Here is a 23484-nt window from a genome sequence, read left to right as displayed (position 1 = left end):
CGTTACCGCTCTGACCTGGGGTTTCTCCCCTGGGGAAGGGCTCTACTCGGCCTCGGACTTCTCGTCCGGGGCCGTTTGCGTGAGCGGACGGAGAGTTGACCTCCCGAGTTTCTCCAAACGGATCAGCATCATTCGACTCAGACTCCGGCTGGGCTTCTCCCTGTTGTCGGGCTGAGCCTCCTTGTTGGGCGGAGCCTCCGCTTCAGAAGCGGTGTTCCCCGCCGGGAGAACGCGTGCGCGGTACGAGCCGGGCCGCAGCCTCGGCTATCGCCGGGTCGGCCTCGGGAAACAGGCTCGTGTACGTGTCGGCCCGTGATGGTGATCGAGGAGTGGCAAGCATCTCCTGGATGTCCTTCAGGTCGGCTTCACGTCGCCGTTCCGAGCCCCTGGCGGTGAGTCCACCATGCTGGTTCCTCAGCGTCGTGGACTCGCAAATCGAAGGCCGGCCGACGGGGAGGGGCGTGAGCGGGATCAGCTCGCTGGGCAGCTGGCAGACAGTACGCTGAATCAAGCGGGATCAGGCCCGCCGCATAGTGTCGGGAGGTGCTTCGTGACGGCCGAGATGGTGGCCCCGGCGTGGATGCATGAGCAGATCACGGTGAAGGAGTACGAGTCCTGGTCCGAGGAACAGTGCACCGGCATCGAGATCGTGGACGGAATGATCACAGTGAGTCCGAGTGCGTCCAAACGGCACAACCGGCTGGCCCGGATTCTGGCGAACGCCCTGGATGCCGCTGCGGGCCCGGACTGGAACGCCGACACGGACTTCGACGTCCGGCTTCAGGATGTCCCTCTCACCAATCGCCGCCCGGATGTCGTTGTGTACCGCGCAGACACGATCGACATCACGCCCACCCGACCTGAGCACGTGCTGCTGGTCGCGGAGGTGGTGTCGCCAGGCTCGGAGACCACCGACCGGATCGTGAAGGTCGACCAGTACGCCAAGGCAGGCATCGGCTTCTACTGGCGAATCGAGCAGGCCGCGACGGGCGTACCTCTCGTGTACACCTACGTTCTTGACCCCGCAACGAAGACCTACCGGGACGGAGACGTGTTCACCGGCGTCCTCAAGGTAGCGGCCCCCTTCCCGGTGGAGATCGACCTCGGCCAGATCTGACCCACGCGCCGCCAGCCAGCAGCGCGTGAGCGATGCGTGAGCGGACAGCCCGATACAGGACAGCATGAGCCGGACCAAGGGGCTCGCCGCGCGGTTCTGACGCAGGTTCGAATCCTGCCGGGGGCACAGCCAGAAGGGCCAGTTCGGAGGCTTGATCCTCTCGAGCTGGCCCTTCTGCGTGGTCACGTCGCGTGCGAAAGCCTGTCGGTGACTGTCATCCTGCCAGGGGCAGAGCCGCCGTTATCGCGTTCCGTTCCTTCCGCCCGAGCAGCGGGAACACGATCTTCAGGCCCTGCTCGCGGTCCGGCGAGGAAACGACGAAGGACGAGTTGAGCACGCGCTCCTTGACCTCTGTGCGCACCAGGCCGATGCGGGGAATCGTCATCAGGTGCTCCTCCGGCCGGGCGAACGTCGGATTGGCGCGGAAGATGAAGATACGGCGGCCGGTCATCGCCAGGTACATGGGGGTCGGCACCGGAACCATGGCCATTCCGCCGCCGCTCATGATCGCCGAGGCGACCGCGAACGCCGCGGTACGGCGCACGGACACCGACTTCAGGTTGACGATGCTCGCCACCTCGACCTGCTCCCCAGGTTCGAGCATGGGATCAACGGCGGCCAGCAGCAATCGACGACGCTTCCCGTTCACGGGGTACTCCTGCACGTTCGGTCTCGACCGGCGGGATGTTCCCGCCCGGGATGCGACAGTCCGGCGTCGGACGGCGTCGCAGGAGGTCGTAGTCCGAGGAACAGCCGCGGGCCGGACTCCCTCGCGAGATCCGGTCGGCGTGAGCTGTCGGCACACTTTGCCATACGGTCCCCGGTCGACGGCGCACGGGAAGCCATTTCAACTAGAAGCTGTTCAGGACATTCCCACGGCACTGATCGGGGTTCGAACGGGGCGGCAACGTCCGAAATCACTGGGTGAGCGCAGAGGTGGAGGCCGCGGCGGCCGCGTAACGGGCGGCCAGTTCGGCGAAGGCTTCGGTCAGTTCCGGGGGGCCGATGACGTGGATCGTCGTCCCGAAGTGGCCGAGCGTGGCTGCGAGGCCGGTCCACGACCAGGAGCCGAGCGTGAGACGGCAGCGTTCGGGGCCGAGTTCCTCGACGATTCCTTCCTGTGCGTAGGGGGCGACGTCTTCTGCGGGGAGGTCGAGGACGACCTGCCCGCGGCAGGGCCACTCGGCGCTCGAACCGTCCGTCCCACGGAATCGGCCGGTGACGAACTCGGCCACGTCCCCGCCCGGGAGCTCGCGTGGAGTGAAGCGGGGGCCGGTTGGGGTGCGGGGACGCAGGCGGTCGACGCGGAAGGTCCGCCAGTCCTCGCGGTCGAGATCCCAGGCCAGCAGGTACCAGTGGCCGCGCCAGGTGACGAGGTGGTGCGGCTGCGTCCGGCGGGGTCGCCCGGTGCGGACGGCAGGACCCACGTCAACCGTGGCGTCGGCGCGGGCCGCGGTGTCGGGGCGGGCCGTGGCATCGGCGCGGGCCGTGGTGTCGTTGCCCGCCGCGGTGTCGTCGCCCGCCGTGGTGTCGTTGCCGTAGTCGAACCGCAGCTCCTCGCGGGCGCGGATGACGCGGCCCAACTCCACGAGGACCCGCGTGTCCACCGGGGAGGCGCCGCTGTCGCCCGGTGTCCGTACGGCGGTCACCTGCAGCATGTCGATGCGCCGGCGCAGGCGCGGCGGCATGACCTGGCGGACCGTGGCCAGGGCACGTGCGGCGTCCTCGCCGATCGTGCCGTTGCCCGCCGCGGACTGGAGGGCCAGGGCCAGGGCGACGGCCTGTCCGTCGTCGAACAGCAGCGGGGGCAGTTGGGAGCCGGCGTCCAGGCGGTAGCCACCGGAGGGCCCCTTGAAGGCGCGGATCGGGTAGCCCAGTTCACGTAGCCGGTCGATGTCGCGGCGCACCGTGCGCGGGGTGATGTCGAGCCGGTCGGCGAGGTCGTCACCGGACCAGTCGCGGTGCGCCTGGAGCAGCGACAGCAGCGAAAGCAGCCGTGAGGACGTCTTCTGCAGGGCCATGGTCACCATTCTGTCGTAGTGGAGGACACAACCTGTCCTCTACCGGTGGAAGAGTGAAGAACGAGACCGCCGGGGAGCCACAGCCCCGGGGGTCGACGAGGCCGCCGCCCACGTGGCCTCACCGTTGCGGCGGTACGCCTCAACGAACACAGCAGGCGAACACAGCAGGCGAACACAGCCGGCAAGGAGAAGATCATGTCCGTCACGACAACCACCCACCTGAACTTCCGGGGCGACGCACGTGCGGCGCTGGAGCACTACCGGTCCGTCTTCGGCGGGCGCGTCACCGCCGTCACGTACAAGGACACGGGCGGCGTGCGGGACGAGAACGAGGCGGACTGGCTGGTGTGGGGCGAGGTGGTGGGCGATGACGGCTTCCACGTCATGGCCTACGACGTGCCCTCGTCGCTGCCCTGGGACCAGGGCAGCCGGCCGTTCTTCGTCTCCGTGCGCGGCGACGAGAAGGACGAGATCAGCGCCCTGTGGCAGAGACTGGCAGCGGGCTCGACGGTGGTCCAGCCCCTGGCGTCATCGCAGTGGGCACCGCTGTACGGCATGCTCACCGACCGCTTCGGCGTGACCTGGGTCCTGGACGTGGCAGCCCCGTACAACGGCTGACCCTCCCCCTAGGAACACAGGAACGGCCGGGGCGCGTGGCGTGGCGTGGCGTGACGGGCAGGCCGCAGGCGTCAGGCAGTACGCGCGCCCGGCGACCGGCCACACCCCCACGCGACCGGCCACGCCCCACGCCCCACACGGCACGCCCCGCCCCCACGCGGCACGCGGTCCGGCAGAAGCGAATCGAGAGGGAGACAGTCACCGTGCCGAAGCGACAGCTCGAGCGTGCCGGCACCGGGCCGAGCGCCCCAGGGCGTCCCGGACCCGTGACCGTACTCGGGCCACGTGCCCTCAACCGCGCCACCCTGGCCCGCCAGCACCTCCTCGACCGGACCACCGCGCCGGTCGGGGAGGTGGTGGCGCACCTCTGCGGCATGCAGGCCCAGGAACCCCAGGAGCCCTTCACCGGCCTGTGGTCGAGGGTGCACGCCTTCAGACCCGTGTTGCTCGACCGGGCGCTGACGGACCGGCATGTCGTGCGCACCCACCTGATGCGCCGCACCATCCATCTGGTCACGGACGACGACGCGCTCGCCTGGCGGGCCCGTCACGACACCATGCTGCGCCAGCGGGTGCTCGCCACCTACCGGCGCGAGCTCGCCGGCATCGACCTCGACGAACTCGCCGCGGCCGGGCGGACGGTCATGGCCGACCACCGGCCCCGCACCATGGCGGAACTCGTCGACGCCGTGCGGGACCGCTGGCCCGGCCCGCCCCGCCGCGCCTTGGGGGAACTCCTCGTCGCCGCCCTCGTCCCGATGGCCCAACTGCCCCCGCGCGGCCTGTGGCAGACGAGGAGCGGTGTACGGAACCTGCCCCTGACCGCCTGGCTCGGACGGGACTTCACCCCGCTGCCCAAGGGCGAGGAGGGCCAAGAGGTCCACGTGGGCGACGATCCGGTCGGACAGCAGTTGGTGCGCCGCTACCTCGCCGCCTACGGGCCCGCCGCCACCGCCGACATCCGCGCATGGAGCGGTGTGGCGGGTCTCCCCGCCGCGGTCCGGGCCCTCCGGGACGAGCTGGTCACCTTCCGGGACGAGCGCGGCCGGGTGCTGCTCGACCTGCCGGACGCGCCCCGCCCGTCTCCGGACACACCCGCCCCCGTCCGGTTCCTCCCGGCCTTCGACAACGCGATCCTCGGCTACCAGGACCGCAGCCGCATCATCGACGACGCCCACCTCGGGCTGTCCGTCGCGGGCCTGCTCGCCGTGCTCGTCGACGGGCGCGTCGCCGCCACCTGGACGACGGACGACCGGAAGCTCCTCGTCGGGCCCCTGCGCCCCCTCACCGCCCGGGAGCAGGAAGCCGTCAGGGAAGAGGGCCATGGCCTGGCCGCCTTCCTGGACCAGGGAATCGACCGGGTGGACATCTCGGCCGTCCGAGCCGCCATCGGCTGAGCGACGGCCGGGGCGGCGGTCACCCCGCGCGGCCGGCCGACCCCGACCCTGCGCCTGCCCCTGCCCCTGACCCTGACCCCGCCTCCGCCTCCGCCTCCGCCTCCGCCTCCGCCTCCGCCAGGATCTCGCCGATCACCTGACCTGCGGTCGACGCCATCACCGGATTCGACGTCCGGTAGTACGAGAGCTCGATGAGCGCGACCGAAAGGGCCCAGCCCCGTGCCCGTGCCCGTGCCCACGTCGCCGGGTCCGCACCCACCCGCGTACGGAAGATCCGCCTCGGCTCGGCCGACAGCAGGTACCAGCCCGCGATCAGGTCGACCGCGGGGTCGGAAAGCCCCATGCAGCCGAAGTCGATGACCGCGCCGAGCCGGCCGCCCGAGACCAGGACGTTGCCGGGCTGCAGGTCTCCGTGGACCCACACGGGCGGGCCCTGCGGAGCTGGGGCGCGCAGGGCGTCGGACCATGCGGTGGCCGCCGTCGCCGTGTCGATGACGCCGTCGAGCGCGTCGATCGCGGCCCGGGTGGCGGGGTCCCGTGCGGTCAGGGGCTCACTGCGGTAGGCGGGCGGGCCGTCCGTGGTGTCGACGCGGCGCAGCGCGAGGACGAACTCCGCGATGTCCTCGGCGAACTCGGCGCTCCCCGAGCAGGCGGCCGGGTTGTCCCCGCCGATCCAGCGGCAGACCGACCAGGACCACGGGTAGCCCTCGGCGGGGCTCCCCTCGGCCAGCGGGGCGGGGACGGGGACGGGAAGCTCCCGTGCGAGGCGGGGAAGCCAGCGGCGCTCCGTCGCCACGTCCCGCGAACCACCCTCGGCGCGGGGCAGCCGCACGGCCAGGTCCGCCCCCAGCCGGTAGATGGCGTTGACTGTCCCGTGGGAGCCGACCCGTTCGACGGGAAGGCCTGCCCAGGCGGGGAACTGCGCGGCGAGCAGGCGCTGTACGAGCGCCGCGTCGGTGGTCGTCCCTTCGGCGTGCATCCGGCCCATGCAAGCCGAACCGGCACCGGTTGTCGAGCGAAATCCGGTGGGCCGCAGGTGCTCCGCTGCGGCAGGATCCATGTCCATGTGCCTCGTGCTCCCGCCCCGTCTCACCGCCTCCGCGCGGACCCTTCGCGACACCGCCCGGCGGCGCGGTCTGCGCACCGTGCAGCTGCCGGACGGTGTGGTGCCCGGCGAACTGCGCGACGGGGACGCGCATCTGCACGCCGGCCCCTCCTTCGCCGACGCCGTGGCGCCCGCGCTGGGCATCGCGCCGCTGGAGGCTCCCGCCGACTGGCTGGCCCGGCTGCCCGTCACCTTCGTACGGCGCGAGATCCGGGCCGTGCCCCTCCGCGAGGCATACGCGCTGCGCCGCCCGGTCTTCGCCAAGTCCCCGAACGACAAGAGCATCCCGGCACTGGTGTACGCCGACGGCTCCCGGCTGCCCGGCCCGGACGCGGTCGATCCGGAGACGGTGGTACTGGTGAGCGACGTCACCGTCTTCGACGCGGAGTACCGGCTGTTTCTGCTCGACGGGCAGGTACACACCGGCAGCCGGTACGCCATGTCGGGACGGCTGGACATGGCTCCGCTGACCGCCTCGGCATGTGCCTTCGGCTCGGAGCTGCTCGCCGCGGCCGGGCACACCCTTCCGTCCGCGATCGTCGTCGACGTCGGGACCACGGACGCGGGGCAGTGGGCGGTGGTGGAGGCAAATGCCGCCTGGGCGAGCGGCTGTTACGACTCCGACCCGGACCGAGCGCTGGACGTCGTGCTCAGGGCCGCCGGGCCGGCCGCACGCCTGACGGAACGGGACACCGCGTTCGTCCGGTGACCGTGGCGCGGCACGGCGGGCCGGTCAGCGGCAGGCGGCCTTCAGCTGTGTCGCGGCGTGGTGCGCGCCCACCAGTTCCGCATCACCCCGGTCCCTGCCCCGGTCGACCAGCTGCACGGCGAAGGTGTCCCCCTTGACCGGGTAGCTCCGTACGTCGACCGCGGTGCCCCGGTGGTCGGTCTGGCGCACGGCGAAGGCGGTGCACGCCGAGTCCCGCCTCATGGCAGCACACCATGCCAGTGCCGTACCCCCGGAGGGAGGCTTCCCGCACTATTGGCGCAGTTCCTCAGGGCACGGCGTGCCGGGTTGCAGCTGGTACGGCGCCGCCAGGCGGTAGACCCCCGCGCGCGGTGCGAGGAGCTCGGTCCACTCGTCGCCGTCGCCGTCCTCCTCCACCTTGATCAGGCAGCCGTGGGCGTTGGTGAAGTTCTTCGGAGCCTCGCTGTCGTCGGCCGACCGCTTCTTGGACTCCTCCGTCTCCTGCGGGCGCTCCACGCTCCTGCCCTCGTCGTCCACGACGGCGAGCCACCGGGAGTACGGGATCCGGATCAGGACGCGGCCCGCCGTCTGCACGTGGATCGTCAGTTCGCCGTCGCCGGCCCTCTCCACGGTCGCGGGCGGGTCAGCGAGCGGCACCGGGTCTTCGACACGGAACAGCTTCCAGTTGGCGTCGCTCCAGACCGCCTTCAGGTACGGCAGCCCCTCCTCGACGAGCGCCGCCTCCTGCTCGCCCCCGGAGTCGGGCTTCCCGGTCGGCAGCACCACGTAGTGGACGGCCCAGCGGTCCAGCCACTCGCGGTAGTTCACGGCGTCGAGGGTGTCGTCGTAGAACAGCGGGTTGCGCTTCATGTCGGCCTGCCGGTTCCAGCCGCGGGCCAGATTGACGTACGGCGCGAGCGCGGAGGCCTCGCGGTGGCTGCTGGCGGGGACCACCTCGACCCTGCCGCGCTCAGCCCCGACCTTCTGCAGCTGGTTGACCAGCGGGGCCAGTTCACGGGTCCAGGACGCGGCGGGGGCGGTGCGGACGATGTCGTCGACGCCCTTGAAGCCGATCCAGATGTTCAGCCCGGCGAAGACGACGACCAGCGCGTACCAGCGCCGGGTGCGCGGCGCCGTGTACGGGAGCGCGGCCAGCAGGACCACCCCGGCGAACAGCATCGCCATCCGCGACACGTTCGAGCCGATCTGCGAGTCGACCACGTACGTCAGCAGCGTCCCGGCGCCGTAGACCGCGGCGGCCGTCCGCACGGTGTGCCAGTCCCTGGGCACCAGGAAGAAGACGAACACCGAGTACAGGAAGGGCAGCGACAGGGTTCCGAGCGACATCGGCTGGGTGCCCGAGAACGGGAACAGCCACGCGGAGAGGACCACCACCGCGACGGGCGCCAGGCCCAGCGCGTACGCCCCGGGGCGCCGCTTGTGCAGGAAGAGGGCCGCGGCGACCACACCGAGGAAGAGCCCGGCGACCGGGCTCCCCGCCGTCGCGAGCCCGGCCAGGGGCGCGGCGACGACGGCCTTCGCCCACCGCTTGTAGCGCCAGCGGTGGGGCCAGCAGAAGACCGCGGCGACCGCACCGAGCGCGAACATCATGCCGAGACCGAACGTCACCCGGCCGGACAGGGCGTTGCACAGGTACGCGAAGACCCCGGCGAGCGCACACGCGAGGGGGTTACGGACGGCGGGCACCCGCACCAGGATCAGGGCGGTGAGCGCCGACGACACCGTGCCGGCGACCATCATCGTCGTACGGACGCCGAGCACCGACATCAGATACGGCGACACCACGCTGTACGAGACCGGGTGCATGCCCCCGTACCAGGCGAGGTTGTACGCGGTGCCCGGGTGGCGGCCGACGAACTCGGCCCAGGCGTCCTGGGCGGCGATGTCGCCGCCGCTGTTCGCGAAGAAGAAGAACCAGAGAAGGTGCACCGCGGCGGCGACCGCGGTCGTCAGCAGCACCGGGTGACGCCGGAGACGGCTGCGGATCGAGACGTCGGGGCCGCCGCCGTCCCCTCCGGCCGGCTGGGCCGGGATACGCACGGACGTGCTGCCGGCGGAAGGCGGCGGGCCGGTGTTCGCCCGTGTCGGCTCAGCGGTGGTCACTGCGACTCTCCCCGTCCTCGCCCGGGCCTGCCGAACCGTCCTTGTACTGCAGGGGCCTCATCCGTCGTACCGGGAGGGACGCGTCCCGGCGCCCGCCCGTTGCTTTCGGGACGCTAGCACGCGGCATTTTCTCCGCGCTGCCCCATCGGCGGACAGCCCCGTCCCCCCGCGACGGCCTGCCCCTGCCCCCGCGCGAGGGGGACAGGGGCAGATCGCTCAGCTGATGCGGGTGAGCTTGTCCCCGAAGCCGGGTTCCGTCATCTCGCTCTGGAGGGCCACGGGGGCGGAGACCTTTCCGGTGCCGGTACCCACCGTCACCTCACCGACGACCGTGCCCGCCTTCGCCACGTGGGCGGGGATCTTCCCGCCGTCCGTCAGCTTCAGGTCGACCTCGAGCCCGCCCCAGCCGACGGCCTTCAGGTCCTTGGTCGCGACCACGGGGGTGCGGCGGCCGAAGCCGTTGTCCACGTAGCCGACGACCTGGCCCTTCTTGACGACGGTGGCGGAGTCGACGCCGTCCTGGGCGGTCTGGATCAGAGCCAGGCTGCTCTGCAGGGCGCGCTGCAGCTTGGCGTCCAGGGTCCCGTCGACATCGGCGCCCATGACCGCGCCGATGATCCGCCGGGACTTGCCGTCGATGATCGTCTCCGCGGTCCAGACGAGGTTGCCGCCCGCGGGGGTCGACGAGCCGGTCTTGATACCGCTCACGCCCGGTTCCAGCAGGATGTTGTTGTTGTTGTAGATCGTCTTGTCGATGCCCGGGATCTTGGCCTGCGGCATGTTGACGATCTTCCGGAAGACGTCGTTCTGCATGACCGCCTTGGCCAGCTTGAGCTGGTCGGCCGGGGTGGACCGGGTGGTCGACTCGAGACCGCTCGGGTCCGTGTAGACCGAGTTCGTCATCCCGAGGTCCTTCGCCGCCGCGTTCATCTTCTCGACGAACGCCTTCTCCGTGGTGGCGTCCCACCGTGCGAGCAGCCGGGCCACGTTGTTGCCGGAGGGGATCATCAGGAGCTGGAGCATCTGACGCTCCGTGTACTTCTGCCCCTCCTTGATCGGCGCGGTCGACTCGTCCGGCCGGTCGGCCTCCTCGCCGGCCTTCGCGTCGACCTCGATCTGATCCCCGTCCTCCTTGCCGGTGATGGGGTGGCCCTGGAGGATCACGTACGCCGTCATGATCTTCGCGACGCTCGCGACCGGCGCGGACTTCTCCTTGCCGTACGTGCCGATGGTGCCGACGCCCTCGACCTCGACGGCGCCCTGGCCCTCCTCCGGCCACGGCATGTCCAGCTTCTCGCCGCCGAAGGTGTACGTGGGATCGGCGGACAGCGTCAGCGCGGGGTCCGGAAGCGGGCGCACGGCCTGCGCGATCGCAAAGACGACCAGGAGGAGCAGGACCAGCGGCGTCCAGATCTTGACCCGCCGGACCGCGGTGCGGACCGGGGTCTCCGGGGGCGGCGGGGTGTTCGTGAGCTCCGCGAGCAGGTCGAGCGGCGGCCTGGGCGGCATGGGCTGCTGCCGGGTCCGCTCGGCCTCGGGGAGACCTGCACCGGGAGCGCCGGGCGTGCCGGGGGCCGCCGCGACGTCAGGCGTGACCGTGGGGCCGACGACGGCCGCGGGACGCACGTCGTCCGAGCGCAGCGGCACGAACTTGCTGGTCCGCTCCGCGGGGGCCTCGGGAGCCTCGGAGGTACCGGCGACCTTGGCAGCCCAGGAGGGCTTCCGCTCGGCCTCCTTCTCCTTCGGAGGCAGCTTCAGCGCGGTCGTCGGCTGGTCGAGCTGTTCGGCCCGCGGCGCCTTGAAGACGGCGGTCGGATGATCGATTCCTCGCCCGTCGGACGCGGCCTCCGACTCCTTGGCCGGTTCCTTCCCTGGCCCCTTGGCCGGTTCCTCGGCCGGCTTCTTGGCCGGCTTCTTGGCCGGTTCCTGGCCCGGTGAGGACTCCCCGCGGGTCCTCGGGACCCGGGGAGCGGCGTCGGACGCGGGGGCGGCCGCGTCGGCTTCGGCTTCGGCTTCGACTTCGGCTTCGGCCTTGGTGTCCGCCTCGGCTTCGGTGGCGGTCGTGGTGGTGCCGGTGTCCGTGGATGCCTTCGTGCCGCCGGACGGCTTGGTGTCCGCGGATGCCTCGGCGTCGGCGGACGGCTTGGTACGCGTGGACGGTTCGGCGCCGGCCCCGGTCGCCTTGTCCGCGTTCCCGGAATCGCCGTCCTGAGCTGCGCCTTCCTCGTCGGGCCCGGCCACCCACGCGGCGACGGCGGCACGCAGCCGCGCGTCCGTCGGCTTCGATCCGGCGTCCGTTCCCGACTCGGGCCCGGCGCCGGGAGCGGTCTCGGAAGCGGTCCCTGAAGCCCCCTCGGAGACCTCCTCGCGCTCGGCGCCGTCGGCAGGCCCGGAGCCCGATGCACCGGCCTCGGGCCGCTCGTCGGCCTCCGCCTCAGGTTCCGCCTCCGCCTCCGCCTCAGACCCGGCTTCGGCTTCGGCCTCGGCGCCGGGATCGGCCTCCGGCTCCGGCCCCGCCGCGTCCGCACCAGGCGCCTTCGGGGCCTCCCCGGCCGCGCCGTCCTCCTCGGCGGCCGCCTCGGCCGTCTCCGAGGGCGTGGAGGCCCTTGCCGGGCCCTCTGCGGCCTCCGAGGACGCGGACGCACCCTCGGGCGCGTCGGCCCTCGCGGACGGCGGCAGACGGAAGACAGCCGTCTCGCTGTCCTTCCCGGCCTGCGCGGCCCCGTCCGCCGTCTTCCCGACCGCCGTGTTCCCGTCCGCCTCAGCGGCCGGTTCGCGGAACACGGCGAGACGCGGATCGCGTTCCTCAGCCGTCCCCGACGACTTCCGCTGATCCGACTTGCCGGGGGACTCGCCCGCCACCGATACCTCCTGAAGAGCCGCGGGGTCACGCCCGCACTGTGTCCGAACCATCTACCAGTGTCCTGTGTGAACCCCTGGCCGAGCCGCTAGACGAGAACGACATACCTAACGGTTCCCTTACAAAGCACCCAGGCACCCTCGACAGACCAATGTGAGAGGGGTCACCCTGTCACTCATCCACGCGGGGAGGCATGGATGGGCAGGAGCCGCAGAACAATTCCGGAGGAGCTTCTGCTGCTCGCTCTGGACCCGACCACGGGTACCACAGCGCAGCCGCAGTCGCTCGACCTCGGCCTGGCCGGGGCACAGCTAGTGGAGCTGGCTCTGGCAGGACGGATAGCCCCTGACGGGGATCGTATCGCCGTGGTGATGCCACGGCCGACAGGAGATCCGACTCTGGACTCCGCACTGGAACTGCTGCGCCGTCGTGGCAGTCCGGTTCGGGCGGTCCACTGGATCGGCGGACCCCGGCTGGGGCTTCGCCAGATCTACCTCGCTCATCTGGAGCGGTGCGGCATGGTTCATGCCGTGGCGGGCCAGATGTGCGGAGTGCTGCCGACGACTCGCTACCAGGCGACGCAGACGGCAATCAGCCGGGACATCAGAGCCCGGCTGGACAGCGCGATCCGCACCGGCGTACCACCGGACCCGCGGACCGCGGCGCTCGCCGCACTGGCCCACGCGGTCGGACTCGGCAAGCACCTGTACCCCGGGAACGAGGGGCGCTCGTCGCGCTCCCGGCTCCGGGACCTGATCAGACACGACCCGATGGGCGGACTCGTGGCGCATGCCGTGATGGACGTCCAGAACGGTGTGGCCGTCCAGCCGCGCCGCAATCAGCAGGCGGCAGGCGTGCCGTTGCAGCCGCAAGCGCAAGCGCGCCGCGGCAGCATGGCGCACACCTCCGTCCACTGACAGCACGACCGCGCGGACACTTGCGCGGGCACCGAATACCGCCGTACCGACGTCCCCATGACCCGGTCCGGGAGCCGCACCAGGCGCGGGGCAGCCGGATCCACCGGCTGCCCCGCGCTCTTGCGTGCCGCCGGTGCGTGTGACGATTTCCCAGCGCGCCCGGGCGCCCGGGTGGCAATCTGCTGAGCAGCAGACACACACAGCTACAAGAGCTGCATAGCCGGAGGTGCCGTTCCCGTGCCGACCAACGTCAATCCCACCGTCAGGCGACGCCGGTTGGGTCAGGAATTGCGCCGTCTCCGCGAGATCAAGGGGATGACGGCCGAGGAGGTGGCGGAGAGGCTGCTGGTCTCCCAGTCGAAGATCAGCCGCCTGGAGAACGGCCGCCGGTCCATCAGCCAGCGCGACGTACGCGACCTCTGCGGCGTGTACGAGGTCGAGGACCACCGCGTCGTCGACTCCTTGATGCAGATGGCCAAGGACTCCCGCCAGCAGGGCTGGTGGCACGCCTTCGGCGACATCCCGTACAGCGTGTACATCGGGCTGGAGACCGATGCCGAGTCCCTCCGGGTGTACGAACCCCAGATCGTCCCGGGGCTGCTGCAGACCAGGGGCTACGCGGAGGCACTGATCAGCGGCGCACTGCCCGAGGCCCCGCCGTCCGACATCGAGAAGCGGGTGAACGTCCGCGCCCGCCGCCAGGACCGCGTCAACTCCCCCGAGCACCCCCTGCGCCTGTGGGCCGTGATCGACGAGTCCGCCCTGCGCCGGCTCGTGGGTGGCAAGCAGGTCATGCTCCAACAGCTCGAGCACCTCATCGAGCAGTCCCAGCTGCCGCACGTGACCGTGCAGGTGCTGCCCTTCGACATGGGCGCCCACCCCGGCATCAACGGCCAGTACGCGGTTCTGGAGTTCCCGGACGCCGCGGACTCCAGCGTCGTGTACATCGAGGGGGTCACCAGCGACCTCTACCTGGAGAAGGCGAACGACGTGCAGCGCTACAGCGTCATGTACGAGCACCTGCGGGCCCAGGCGCTGAACGTCGACCAGACCCGCGCGTTCATCGGCGACATCGCCAAGAACTACACCCGCTGACAGCCCGTCGGCACCCGCCGGCAGCTCATGGGTGCCCGGTCGACTCCCTCCGGGCACCCAGCGGAACGGAACAGTCCGACAAGGGCTGATCTGCGGGGAATGCCGCGAAGCAAGCGAGGGCGGAGCGGGAAGATACACCGCCCCCACCTTGCGAGGGAAGACCCGCACGGAATATGCCATCCGGTCGAGTGAACGGCTCCACCACCAAGCGATGTTGGCGAGTAGCGTCGATCACGCCAACAGGAACGAAGTTGGTGCCACTCACATCAACTCTCTGAACCGGAGTGAACATGGCCATTCTTCAGGGTGCTACGGAAAACTGGACGAAGTCGTCGTACTCCGGCGGCAACGGGGCGTGCGTCGAGGTGAAGTCTCCCGTGACGCAGGCCATCGCCGTGCGCGACTCGAAGGCGCCCGAAGGCCCCTCGCTCTCCTTCGTGTCCGGAGCGTGGAACACCTTCGTGCGCGACGTCGCCTCGGGCTCGATCAACGCCTGACGCATACGTCCGCACTCGGGCGCCGCGCTGCGCCCGGTCGCCGCGCACGACCGCCAGTAGCCCTCTCGACCGGCCCGCCGTCCTGGCCGAGGGGGCTCGGCCCGCCACCGGACCCAGCGCCACCCACCCGACGTACGCACAGATCACGACCTCAGCGATCGACACCGCCGGCGCGCTCGGCGCCCTCGGTGCGTCAATCACGTCGTGCAGCTTTCCCCTTTCTCCGGCCGCACGGGACCCGCATCCCGTGCGGCCGTTCTGCGTTCTCGGGCGTTCGTGCCTTGGGTCGAACTCTGCACAGCCTGACGAAGTGCTCGCTCATCGTGTGGCCGTGGTCACGTTCACGACAACGCCCCGCAAGGTCAAGAACACGTAAAATCGTTCGGCTTGCTGATCCGCGTTCACATCCCTGACCGTGAAAACCTTGACCGTTGACCCGGACAGGCGGTTCAATCCCCCAAGTCCCCGTTCCCGCACGGGGATCCCGCTGAACGGCCGTACTGACGAAGTGCGTACCCGTTCACAAGGCGGACCCCTGGAGGGGGCACATGAACAGTCTCGACTGGGCCGTGCTCATCGGCTACTTCGGTGTGATGGTCGCGATCGGACTCTGGTCGCACAAGCGCGTGGACAACGTCAGCGACTTCTTCACGGCCGGCGGCAAGATGCCGTGGTGGCTGTCGGGCATCTCGCACCACATGTCCGGTTACAGCGCGGTGATGTTCACCGGCTACGCGGGAATCGCGTACCAGTACGGCGTCACGTCCTTCGTGACCTGGTCGCTGCCGATCGCGATCGGTATCGGTATCGGTGCGAAGCTCTTCGCTCCCCGGCTCAACCGGCTGCGTTCGCGGCTGCACGTCGCCTCGCCGCTCGAATACCTGAAGAACCGCTACAACATCCCGACCCAGCAGGCCCTGGCCTGGTCCGGGCTGCTGCTGAAGATCGTGGACGTCGGCGCCAAGTGGGCGGCCATCGCCACCCTGCTCTCCGTCTTCACCGGCATCACCCTGACCCAGGGCATCTTCATCACGGGCGCCATCACCGCCGTGTACTGCACGGTCGGCGGGCTGTGGGCCGACGCGCTCACGGAGCTCGGACAGTTCATCATCCAGCTCTTCGCAGGTCTCGCCATGCTGTTCATCGCCATGAGCAAGCTCGGCGGCTTCAGTTCGCTGTGGACGGTCTGGGACAAGCTGCCCGAGGGCCACACGAGCCCGACGGCCGGCCCGTACACGGTGACGTTCCTCCTCGCGTACCTCTTCATCAAGACCTTCGAGTACAACGGCGGCATGTGGAACCAGGCCCAGCGCTACATGGCCACGGACTCCGCCCGCTCCGCCACCCGTTCGGCCCGGCTCTCCGCCGTGCTGTGGCTGGTCTGGCCGACGGTGCTCTTCTTCCCGATGTGGGTCGCGCCGCTGCTCGTCGAGGCCAAGAAGCCCGACGCGTCGGACAGTTACGCCCTGATGACCGAGCAGCTGCTGCCGCACGGCCTGCTGGGCCTGGTCGTCGTCGGCTTCTTCTCGCACACGATGGCCATGTGCTCCTCCGACGCCAACGCCATCTCGGCGGTCTTCACCCGGGACATCGCACCGGTCCTCTCGAAGTCGGCCCGCACCTGGAGCGACCGCAGCGGTCTGCTGGCCGCGCGGCTGTCCACCCTCGCCTTCCTCGGGCTCTCGATGGCCCTGGCGACCCAGATCAACTCGCCGACGTTCAAGGACATCATCTCGGTCGTCATCAAGTGGGTGGCCGGGCTCATGGGCCCGATAGCCATCCCGTTCATGCTGGGCCTGTTGCGCAGGTTCCGCCGGTCCGGGCCCACCGCGGCGCTCACCAGCTGGGCGGCCGGGCTGCTCGCCTTCTACCTCACCAACTACAACTTCGACGGTTCGGTGAAGACGGACGTCGCCCTGCAGTACCAGGTGGCACTGCCTCTGGCGATCTCCCTCGTGCTCTACATCGCGATCGGGTTCATCAAGCCCGAGGACACCCCGGAGCGCGACGCGCTGATCGCGCAGATCAACTCGGACGACGGCGGCCCTGCGGGTGGGGCCGCGGCAGCCGGCGTCCCGGCGCAGAAGGCCGGCCCCGGGAGCACGGGGGTCGTGGAGGGCGTGAAGGACTGACCCGCCGCGCACGTGGGGGCCACACGGGCGGTGGGCGGACGCGGCGGCGTCCGCCCATCCCCGCCCTCCCACCCGCTTCCGCTCAGTCCCGGGGATAGCGGGCCAACCAGCCCGGCGCAGCCGCGCTCGGACTGTGCAGGGCGGGCCCCTGGGTCATCTCCATCGCGAAGTCGTCGGAGAGCTCGAGGAGGGTCGAGCGCCCCTCCAGTTCCGCCAGCCAGGCCGGCGGAAGCGCCGTCTCGCCGTGCAGCGCCCCGAGAATGGCCCCGCAGACGGCCCCCGTGGCCGCGGACGGCCCGGAGTGGTTCACGGCGAGTCGCAGACCGTGCCGCATGTCCTCGCCGACCAGCGCGCAGTACAGCGCCACGGCGAGCACCTCCTCGGCGGAGTCGGTGTCGCCGAGCGCCTCGATGAGGGCGGGCCCGGGGATCCCCTGACGCACGGAGCCGAGCGCCTGCCTCAACGCGTCGGTGACCTGCTCGCCGCCCGGCCGTTCGGCGAGCAGCGCCAGAGTGCGCTGGACCGAGCCGTCCAGGGTCTCCCCGCGAGCCAGTCCGTGCACCATCACGGCGAGCGCTCCGGCCGCGAGCTGGGCGGTGGCGTGGCCGTGGGTGTGGGCGGCGCACTCGACCGCCAGTTGGAGGACGAGCTGGGGCTCCCAGCCGACGAGCAGCCCGAAGGGTGCGGAGCGGGTGAGCGCGGCCGAGTCCCGTGCCGCCGGGTTCTTGGGCACGGCGAGCGTGCCCATCGTCGTGTCGCCGAAGCCGGCCAGGCACTCCCTGGTGGGGGCGCGGCGGGTGTACAGCCACTCCTCCCTGGCCAGCCAGCCGTTGTCCTTGCGGCGTTCGTCGGGCCCCCAGGCGCTCTGGGTGGCCGCCCAGCGCAGATGGGCGCGGTGGACGTCGGTGGGCGGGTGCCAGGCGCCGGTGTCGCGGCGGACCTGGGCCCGGATCAGTCCGTCGACGGTGAAGAGCGTGAGCTGGGTGACGGCGGTGACGGCGCCGCGTCTGCCGTGCACGGGAACGAAGTCGGCCACGCCGTCCGCACCGTGGGCGGCCCGTATCGCCTCCAGGGTGAGCCCCGAGACTCCCGCTCCGAGCGCGTCCCCGATGGCCCCGCCGAGCATGGCCCCGCGGACTCGGCCCCGGAAATCCTGTTGCTGGGCACGGCCCCAGACGGCTGTGGCTCCTGTGCTCACCGTGCCCCTTTTCCTTCGGCCTACAGTGCGACTGCGCAAGCACTGTAATCGAACAGGAACGGTGGGTTCATAGCCGGAACGCTATGTACGGACTAGCCCGGCGGAGCACTTTTGAACGGCATTCCTCACGTTTTCCGGGACCATTTCCCCGCATGTATCCCGGACCGAATTCCCTGGCTCCGGCCCGTCCCGGACACGGACTCGCCGCCGTGTCCGCCGGAACCGCGGCAGCGGCCCCGTCGGCGGACGGCCCGTCAGCCGAACTGACCGGGCTGGTAGTCACCGGCCGGCTGCCGGGTCATGACGTTCAGCCGGTTGTACGCGTTGATCACTGCGATCAGGGCCACCAGGGCGAGGAGCTGGTCCTCGTCGTAGTGCTCGGCGGCGTCGGCCCATGCCTCGTCCGTGACCCCGCCCGCCGCGTCCGCCGTGCGCGTGCCCTGCTCCGTCAGCTCCAGGGCGGCGCGCTCGGCGTCGGTGAACACCGTGGCCTCCCGCCACGCCGCGATCATGTTCAGGCGCAGCGTGGTCTCACCGGCCTTGGCGGCTTCCTTGGTGTGCATGTCGAGGCAGAATCCGCAGCCGTTGATCTGACTGGCGCGGATCTTCACGAGTTCCTGCGTGGCCGCCGGAACAGCCGACTTGCTGACCGCCATACCCGCCGAATTGATGTGCTTCAGGAACGTGGCCGCGAACGGGTTTCCGAAGACGTTCAGACGCGCTTCCATCATGAGCTCCTATGCGTTGCTGCCGGGCTGGTTACACCCTCATGACGGAACGGTCCCGACCGGACGTGACATGAACGCGTGTGATCCACGTCTCAGGCGGGCGCGCTCCGTTCCCGGCACCGCGCGACCCGCAGCGCGTCCCTGAGCGACTCGGCCGTCCGCGTCAGGGCGAAGCGCACCGCCGACTCCCCCGCCGCGGCATCCGCCGGCACCGCCTCCGCCCCGGCCGGCACGACGGCACCGGACGCGACCAACTCGGCTTCCACCTCGTCGGCCAGGCGCGACATCCTGCTGTCGGCGTCGTCCGTACTCAGGTAGCAGGGCTTCCCCTCAGGGGAGTTCCAAGGGAGCAGGCGGAGAGAGGAATCGGTCACGGGGCGCCTCGCGGGGGTTCGGTGTCTTCCATCGGGTGGTACTCACCTTTCGTATCCCGATGGTCACCCTCCGCCCGTAGTCTCGGAAGAGGCGCCCGGTTGCCGGGGCACAGGACCAGTCCCGTCGCCTACGTCGAGGGCAACGGGTTCGGCGAGTTGATCGACGACGCTGGCAAGATCACGGACTATCGGCTGTCCTACGATCGCATTCGAGATCTGGCGCTTTCTCCGTCAGACTCGCTGGCATTCGTCCAGGGCGTCTCGAAGGAGCACTCATCATGATTCCTGCGCTCGACCTCTCCGCCACGACGTGGCGCAAGTCCAGCTACAGCGATGGCGGTGGCACCAACTGCCTCGAGGTCGCCGACGGCTTCCCGGGGCTCGTGCCCGTCCGCGACAGCAAGACCCCTGACGCTCCCTGCCTCGTCATCGCCGCGCCCGCATGGACCGCCTTCGTCGCCCACGTGGCTCACCCCACGGCGTCGAGCGTCGGATAGTCCGTGTAGCCCGTCTCCCCGCCCACGTACATCATGTACGCGTCCCGGACCTGGTTCACCGGGGCGCCCGCGCGCATCCGGCGGATCAGGTCGGGGTTGGCCAGGAAGGGGCGGCCGAGCGCGATCACGTCCGCTCCGGCGGCCAGCAGCCGCTCGCCGTGGGCGATGCCGCCGTCGTCGGGGATGCGGTCCTTCGGCAGTACGGGGTTGGCCATCAGCGTGCCCGGCCAGTCCTTCCGGATCCGCTGGAAGACAGGGTCCTCCGGGTCGGCGTATCCCACGTGCAGATAGGCCAGGCCGCTTCCCGCCAGGGCCCCGAGGAGCGCGGGGTAGATCTCCTCGGTGTCGCCCTCCTCCATGCCGTTGACCGTGCTCCACGGCGAGACGCGCAGGCCCACCCGCTCGGGCCCGATCGCCGCCGCCACCGCTTCGGTCACCTCCACGACGAAGCGGATGCGGTGGGCCACGGGCCCGCCGTAGGCGTCGGTCCGCCGGTTGGTCCCCTGGCCCAGGAACTGGTGGAGCAGATGACCATTGGCGCTGTGCACCTCGACGCCCTCGAAGCCCGCCTCGACCGCGTTGCGGGCGGCGGCTGCGAAGTCGGCGACAGTGGACGCGATGTCCTCCCCGGTCATCTCGCGGGGCACGACCGAGGGCACGCGCCCGGCCGAGGTGTGGATCGTCTCCGGCAGTGCGATCGGCGAGGGAGCGACGGGCGTCAGTCCGCTGGTGTCGGGGTGGCCGGCGCGCCCGCCGTGCTGGATCTGGAGGAACATCCGCCCGCCCTCCGCACGGACCGCGTCGGTGACCCGCCGCCATCCGGCGATGTGGGCCGGGCTGTGGATCGCCGTGATGTTCGGGTACGTCTGGCCCACGGCGTTCGGCGTGGACGCCTCGGCGATGATCAGCCCCGCCGTGGCGCGCTGGGCGTAGTAGGTGGCCATGAGCGGGGTCGGTACCCCCTCGGGGGTGGCCCGGTTCCGGGTCAGCGGAGCCATCACGAGGCGGTGGGGAAGGGTGAGGGGGCCGAGGGCGACGGGCTCGAAGAGCTTGTGCGGGGAAGCGGATGCGTTCGTCATGCCGGAACGGTAAGAATTGACACCGGTGTCAGGTTCAAGTCCCGGAAGCGAGGCATTCATGCGGATCGGCGAGCTGGCCCGGCGTACGGGCGTCAGTGAACGCTCCCTGCGCTACTACGAGACCCAGGGAATCCTGAGGGCAGACCGTACGCCCGGCGGCCACCGTGATTACCCGGAGGGCGCCGTCGACCGCGTCATCCGCATCCAGGAGTTCTACGCCGCCGGGCTGTGCAGCTCCAAGATCGCCGAGCTGCTGCCCTGTGTACGCGACACGGACGGCGGCCCCTCCGCGATCGCCACCCCGCGCCTGGTGGGCGACCTGACCCTGGAGCGGGACCGTATCGACCGCAAGATCGACGAACTGCGCCGCTCCCGGGAGGTGCTGGACGACGTGATCGCCACGGCGGCGGGCGGGAGCCCGGAGGGGGACTGAGCCGAGGGCGGGAGACGAACTCACCCCTCCAGCACCGGCAGCAGTTCCGGCAGGTGGCCGTCCGAGGCCGTCGCGGCCGTGACGCGCTCCTGGGGGACCTCGCCGTACAGCGTCGTGCGCGGCTTCGCCGGGCGGCCGGCCAGGTCGGCGATGGCGACGAGGTCCTGGATCGAGCGGTACGAGCCGTAGCTGGAGCCCGCCATGCGGGAGATGGTCTCCTCCATCAAGGTCCCGCCGAGGTCGTTCGCGCCCGAGCGCAGCATCTCGGCGGCGCCCTCCGCACCGAGCTTCACCCAGCTGGTCTGGATGTTGGTGATGTGCGGGTGGAGCAGGAGACGCGCCATCGCGGTGACGGCCCGGTTGTCCCGGTCGGTGGGTCCGGGACGGGCGATGCCCGCCAGGTAGACCGGGGCGTTGGTGTGGATGAAGGGGAGGGTGACGAACTCCGTGAAGCCGCCGGTCTCCTGCTGGAGGCGGGCCAGCGTCCTGAAGTGGCCGAGCCAGTGGCGCGGCTGGTCGACATGGCCGTACATCATCGTGGACGAGGAGCGCAGGCCCGTCTCGTGCGCCGTCCGGATGACGTCCAGCCAGTCGGCCGTCGGCAGCTTGCCCTTGGTGAGGATCCAGCGGACCTCGTCGTCGAGGATCTCCGCCGCCGTGCCGGGGATCGAGTCGAGCCCCGCCTCCTTGGCCGCGGTCAGCCAGTCGCGGATGGACATGCCGGTGCGGGTCGCGCCGTTGACGACCTCCATCGGCGAGAAGGCGTGGACGTGCATGCCGGGCACCCGCTCCTTCACCGCGCGGGCGATGTCGAAGTACGCGGTGCCGGGCAGGTCCGGGTGGATGCCGCCCTGCATGCAGACCTCGACCGCGCCGACGTCCCAGGCCTGCGCCGCACGGTCGGCGACCTGGTCCAGGGAGAGGGTGTAGGCGTCGGCGTCCGTACGCCGCTGGGCGAAGGCGCAGAAACGGCAGCCGGTGTAGCAGACGTTGGTGAAGTTGATGTTCCTGGTGACGATGTAGGTGACGTCGTCACCGACCACGTCGCGGCGCAGGGTGTCCGCGATCCGGCACAGCTCGTCCAGTGCGGGCCCGTCCGCGTGGAGCAGGGCGAGTGCCTGGTCGTCGGTGAGCTTCGTGGGGTCGTCGGCGGCCTGGCCGAGGGCCTGGCGTACGTCGGTGTCGATCCGGGAGGGGACCATGCCCGGGGCGGCGGCCTCCCGCAGGGCCTCCCAGTCGCCGTAGACCTCGTCGAAGTCGTCGCGCCGGTCGCCGGTGCGGCCCTCGGTGTCGATGGTGCGGTGCAGATCGGTGCGGCCGGAGGCGTTGAAGCCCTGGTCGGGCTCCTGCCAGGGCAGCCCGGCCGGGATCACGCCCTCCTTGGCGAGGCCCGTCTCCGGGTCGGCGAGGGCCCGCACGTGCGGGAGGAGCCGCGGGTCGAGCCAGGGTTCACCGCGCTGGATGAACTCCGGGTAGATGGTGAGGCGTTCCCGGAGCTGGAAGCCCGACTCGGCCGTGCGTGCGGCCAGTTCGTCGATGTGCGGCCAGGGGCGCTCGGGGTTCACATGGTCCGGGGTGAGGGGCGAGACGCCGCCCCAGTCGTCGATGCCGGCGCCGATCAGCAGGGCGTACTCGGCGTCGACGAGGTTCGGCGGGGCCTGGATGCGGGCCGAGGGGCCGAGGATGTGGCGGGCGACGGCGACGGCGGCGGCCAGTTCCTCCAGCTCGGCGTCCGGCATCCCGCGCATCGCGGTGTCCGGCTTGGCACGGAAGTTCTGGACGATGACTTCCTGGATGCCGTGGTAGGCGCGCGCCGTCCTGCGCAGCTCGAAGAGGGAATCGGCACGCTCCTCGTAGGACTCGCCGATCCCGATCAGGATGCCGGTGGTGAACGGCACGTTGGACCGGCCCGCGTCCTCCAGCACCCGCAGCCGGACGGCCGGCTCCTTGTCCGGGGACCCGTGGTGGGGGCCGCCCTTCTCCGACCACAGCCGGGTCGCCGTCGTCTCCAGCATCATGCCCATGGAGGGGGCGACCGGCTTCAGCCTCTGCAGATCGGTCCACGTCATCACACCGGGGTTCAGGTGCGGGAGCAGCCCCGTCTCCTCCAGCACCCGGACGGCCATGGCCCGCACATACGCCAGGGTGTCGTCGTACCCCTCGGCCTCCAGCCATTCCCGCGCATCGGGCCAGCGGTCCTCCGGCCGGTCGCCGAGCGTGAACAGGGCCTCCTTGCAGCCCATTTCGGCGCCCCTGCGGGCGATGTCGAGGACCTCGTCCGGCGACAGGAACATCCCGTGCCCCGCCCTGCGGAGCTTCCCCGGCACCGTGACGAAGGTGCAGTAGTGGCAGGTGTCACGGCAGAGCCGGGTGAGCGGGATGAAGACCTTGCGGGAGTAGGTGATCACCCCGGGGCGGCCCACCGCGTCGAGGCCGGCGTCCCGGACCCGGGCGGCGGACGCGGCGAGGTCGGTCAGGTCCTCCCCCCGCGCCTGGAGCAGTACCGCGGCCTCGGCCACGTCGAGGGCGACACCGTCGCGGGCCCGCCGGAGGGCGCGCCGCATGGCGTTGGTCGTGGGGCGCTGAGGATCGGTCATGATCCGA

General features: G+C 70.8%; 21 protein-coding genes and 1 pseudogene. 11 read left to right on the top strand and 11 right to left on the bottom strand.

The genetic code is table 11. The annotated features are described in order from the left end of the window. Positions 1-550 precede the first annotated feature (550 nt). Positions 551-1117, top strand: coding sequence for a Uma2 family endonuclease (locus tag LWJ43_RS18665; RefSeq protein WP_277333370.1), 567 nt, complete (start codon positions 551-553; stop codon positions 1115-1117). A 214-nt stretch (positions 1118-1331) separates the two neighbouring features. Here the strand turns inward: LWJ43_RS18665 and LWJ43_RS18660 are convergent, their stop codons facing one another. Both LWJ43_RS18660 and LWJ43_RS18655 read right to left on the bottom strand, forming a co-directional pair. Further along, complete coding sequence (locus LWJ43_RS18660; protein ID WP_277333369.1) at positions 1332-1766, bottom strand: hypothetical protein; 435 nt, start codon at positions 1764-1766, stop codon at positions 1332-1334. 268 nt (positions 1767-2034) lie between these two features. Beyond that, positions 2035-3147: a helix-turn-helix transcriptional regulator gene (locus LWJ43_RS18655; RefSeq protein ID WP_277333368.1), complete on the bottom strand. Its 1113-nt coding sequence runs from the start codon at positions 3145-3147 to the stop codon at positions 2035-2037. Between the two features lie 186 nt (positions 3148-3333). Here LWJ43_RS18655 and LWJ43_RS18650 point away from each other — a divergent pair, with 186 nt between their 5' ends. Together LWJ43_RS18650 and LWJ43_RS18645 are read left to right on the top strand one after the other, a co-directional pair. Further along, complete coding sequence (locus LWJ43_RS18650; protein WP_277333367.1) at positions 3334-3756, top strand: VOC family protein; 423 nt, start codon at positions 3334-3336, stop codon at positions 3754-3756. A 266-nt stretch (positions 3757-4022) separates the two neighbouring features. Further along, complete coding sequence (locus LWJ43_RS18645; RefSeq protein ID WP_277333366.1) at positions 4023-5153, top strand: winged helix DNA-binding domain-containing protein; 1131 nt, start codon at positions 4023-4025, stop codon at positions 5151-5153. A 19-nt stretch (positions 5154-5172) separates the two neighbouring features. Here LWJ43_RS18645 and LWJ43_RS18640 read toward each other — a convergent pair whose 3' ends face one another. After that, complete coding sequence (locus LWJ43_RS18640) at positions 5173-6132, bottom strand: aminoglycoside phosphotransferase family protein (protein WP_277333365.1); 960 nt, start codon at positions 6130-6132, stop codon at positions 5173-5175. Between the two features lie 85 nt (positions 6133-6217). Here LWJ43_RS18640 and LWJ43_RS18635 point away from each other — a divergent pair, with 85 nt between their 5' ends. After that, positions 6218-6967, top strand: coding sequence for an ATP-grasp domain-containing protein (locus LWJ43_RS18635; RefSeq protein WP_277335928.1), 750 nt, complete (start codon positions 6218-6220; stop codon positions 6965-6967). Between the two features lie 24 nt (positions 6968-6991). On the opposite strand, the pseudogene LWJ43_RS18630 reads toward LWJ43_RS18635, so the two are convergent. From LWJ43_RS18630 to LWJ43_RS18620, 3 genes and pseudogenes are all read right to left on the bottom strand, one after another. Next, positions 6992-7180 (bottom strand): annotated as a pseudogene (locus tag LWJ43_RS18630) (adhesin); the annotation flags it as partial. A gap of 57 nt (positions 7181-7237) precedes the next feature. Continuing rightward, positions 7238-9070 (bottom strand): DUF2339 domain-containing protein, encoded by a 1833-nt coding sequence (locus LWJ43_RS18625; RefSeq protein WP_277333364.1) that lies wholly within the window; start codon positions 9068-9070, stop codon positions 7238-7240. A gap of 216 nt (positions 9071-9286) precedes the next feature. Then, the gene (locus LWJ43_RS18620; RefSeq protein ID WP_277333363.1) at positions 9287-11932 is read right to left on the bottom strand and encodes a D-alanyl-D-alanine carboxypeptidase; all 2646 of its coding nucleotides are present in this window, start codon (positions 11930-11932) and stop codon (positions 9287-9289) included. 195 nt (positions 11933-12127) lie between these two features. Here LWJ43_RS18620 and LWJ43_RS18615 point away from each other — a divergent pair, with 195 nt between their 5' ends. The 4 genes from LWJ43_RS18615 (at position 12128) to LWJ43_RS18600 (ending at position 16571) form a co-directional block, all read left to right on the top strand. Then, on the top strand, positions 12128-12847 hold the full coding sequence (locus tag LWJ43_RS18615) for a GOLPH3/VPS74 family protein (RefSeq protein WP_277333362.1): 720 nt from the start codon (positions 12128-12130) through the stop codon (positions 12845-12847). Between the two features lie 237 nt (positions 12848-13084). After that, entirely contained in the window at positions 13085-13942 is an 858-nt protein-coding gene (locus LWJ43_RS18610) for a helix-turn-helix domain-containing protein (RefSeq protein ID WP_277333361.1), read from the top strand. Between the two features lie 290 nt (positions 13943-14232). Continuing rightward, the gene (locus LWJ43_RS18605) at positions 14233-14439 is read left to right on the top strand and encodes a DUF397 domain-containing protein (protein ID WP_014155679.1); all 207 of its coding nucleotides are present in this window, start codon (positions 14233-14235) and stop codon (positions 14437-14439) included. 548 nt (positions 14440-14987) lie between these two features. Next, on the top strand, positions 14988-16571 hold the full coding sequence (locus LWJ43_RS18600) for a sodium:solute symporter family protein (RefSeq protein ID WP_277333360.1): 1584 nt from the start codon (positions 14988-14990) through the stop codon (positions 16569-16571). An 82-nt stretch (positions 16572-16653) separates the two neighbouring features. On the opposite strand, the gene LWJ43_RS18595 is transcribed toward LWJ43_RS18600, so the two are convergent. From LWJ43_RS18595 to LWJ43_RS18585, 3 genes are all read right to left on the bottom strand, one after another. Then, complete coding sequence (locus tag LWJ43_RS18595) at positions 16654-17769, bottom strand: ADP-ribosylglycohydrolase family protein (protein ID WP_277333359.1); 1116 nt, start codon at positions 17767-17769, stop codon at positions 16654-16656. A gap of 254 nt (positions 17770-18023) precedes the next feature. Next, positions 18024-18497, bottom strand: a complete 474-nt coding sequence (locus LWJ43_RS18590; protein ID WP_277335927.1) for a carboxymuconolactone decarboxylase family protein — start codon at positions 18495-18497, stop codon at positions 18024-18026. Between the two features lie 92 nt (positions 18498-18589). Continuing rightward, positions 18590-18871: a hypothetical protein gene (locus LWJ43_RS18585; RefSeq protein ID WP_277333358.1), complete on the bottom strand. Its 282-nt coding sequence runs from the start codon at positions 18869-18871 to the stop codon at positions 18590-18592. A gap of 21 nt (positions 18872-18892) precedes the next feature. Between LWJ43_RS18585 and LWJ43_RS18580 the strand changes: the two genes are divergently transcribed. Together LWJ43_RS18580 and LWJ43_RS18575 are read left to right on the top strand one after the other, a co-directional pair. Further along, positions 18893-19153: a Scr1 family TA system antitoxin-like transcriptional regulator gene (locus tag LWJ43_RS18580; protein WP_277333357.1), complete on the top strand. Its 261-nt coding sequence runs from the start codon at positions 18893-18895 to the stop codon at positions 19151-19153. Next, positions 19150-19368, top strand: coding sequence for a DUF397 domain-containing protein (locus tag LWJ43_RS18575; RefSeq protein ID WP_277333356.1), 219 nt, complete (start codon positions 19150-19152; stop codon positions 19366-19368). Before LWJ43_RS18580 ends, LWJ43_RS18575 begins: the two co-directional genes overlap by 4 nt. Here LWJ43_RS18575 and LWJ43_RS18570 read toward each other — a convergent pair. Continuing rightward, complete coding sequence (locus tag LWJ43_RS18570) at positions 19341-20447, bottom strand: alkene reductase (RefSeq protein WP_277333355.1); 1107 nt, start codon at positions 20445-20447, stop codon at positions 19341-19343. The two genes, LWJ43_RS18575 and LWJ43_RS18570, sit on opposite strands and share 28 nt — an antisense overlap. Before the next feature lie 58 nt (positions 20448-20505). Here LWJ43_RS18570 and LWJ43_RS18565 point away from each other — a divergent pair, with 58 nt between their 5' ends. Next, positions 20506-20880, top strand: a complete 375-nt coding sequence (locus tag LWJ43_RS18565) for a MerR family transcriptional regulator (RefSeq protein WP_277333354.1) — start codon at positions 20506-20508, stop codon at positions 20878-20880. A 20-nt stretch (positions 20881-20900) separates the two neighbouring features. On the opposite strand, the gene LWJ43_RS18560 is transcribed toward LWJ43_RS18565, so the two are convergent. Next, the gene (locus LWJ43_RS18560; protein WP_277333353.1) at positions 20901-23477 is read right to left on the bottom strand and encodes a bifunctional FO biosynthesis protein CofGH; all 2577 of its coding nucleotides are present in this window, start codon (positions 23475-23477) and stop codon (positions 20901-20903) included. Positions 23478-23484: the final 7 nt, after the last annotated feature.

Origin of the sequence: Streptomyces sp. JH34 (genome assembly GCF_029428875.1) — a bacterium.
In the GTDB taxonomy this organism is placed as follows: domain Bacteria; phylum Actinomycetota; class Actinomycetes; order Streptomycetales; family Streptomycetaceae; genus Streptomyces.
Note: the sequence above shows the minus strand (reverse complement) of the source record. Positions and strands in the feature narration are given on the sequence as shown.

What these genes read in the sequence shown, in the direction of transcription:
- LWJ43_RS18655 (WP_277333368.1), bottom strand. Translation starts at nt 3,147, where the DNA reads ATGGTGACCATGGCCCTGCAGAAGACGTCCTCACGGCTGCTTTCGCTG.
- LWJ43_RS18650 (WP_277333367.1), top strand. Translation starts at nt 3,334, where the DNA reads ATGTCCGTCACGACAACCACCCACCTGAACTTCCGGGGCGACGCACGT.
- LWJ43_RS18640 (WP_277333365.1), bottom strand. Translation starts at nt 6,132, where the DNA reads ATGCACGCCGAAGGGACGACCACCGACGCGGCGCTCGTACAGCGCCTG.
- LWJ43_RS18635 (WP_277335928.1), top strand. Translation starts at nt 6,218, where the DNA reads ATGTGCCTCGTGCTCCCGCCCCGTCTCACCGCCTCCGCGCGGACCCTT.
- LWJ43_RS18615 (WP_277333362.1), top strand. Translation starts at nt 12,128, where the DNA reads ATGGGCAGGAGCCGCAGAACAATTCCGGAGGAGCTTCTGCTGCTCGCT.
- LWJ43_RS18605 (WP_014155679.1), top strand. Translation starts at nt 14,233, where the DNA reads ATGGCCATTCTTCAGGGTGCTACGGAAAACTGGACGAAGTCGTCGTAC.
- LWJ43_RS18600 (WP_277333360.1), top strand. Translation starts at nt 14,988, where the DNA reads ATGAACAGTCTCGACTGGGCCGTGCTCATCGGCTACTTCGGTGTGATG.
- LWJ43_RS18590 (WP_277335927.1), bottom strand. Translation starts at nt 18,497, where the DNA reads ATGGAAGCGCGTCTGAACGTCTTCGGAAACCCGTTCGCGGCCACGTTC.
- LWJ43_RS18575 (WP_277333356.1), top strand. Translation starts at nt 19,150, where the DNA reads ATGATTCCTGCGCTCGACCTCTCCGCCACGACGTGGCGCAAGTCCAGC.
- LWJ43_RS18570 (WP_277333355.1), bottom strand. Translation starts at nt 20,447, where the DNA reads ATGACGAACGCATCCGCTTCCCCGCACAAGCTCTTCGAGCCCGTCGCC.
- LWJ43_RS18565 (WP_277333354.1), top strand. Translation starts at nt 20,506, where the DNA reads ATGCGGATCGGCGAGCTGGCCCGGCGTACGGGCGTCAGTGAACGCTCC.
- LWJ43_RS18560 (WP_277333353.1), bottom strand. Translation starts at nt 23,477, where the DNA reads ATGACCGATCCTCAGCGCCCCACGACCAACGCCATGCGGCGCGCCCTC.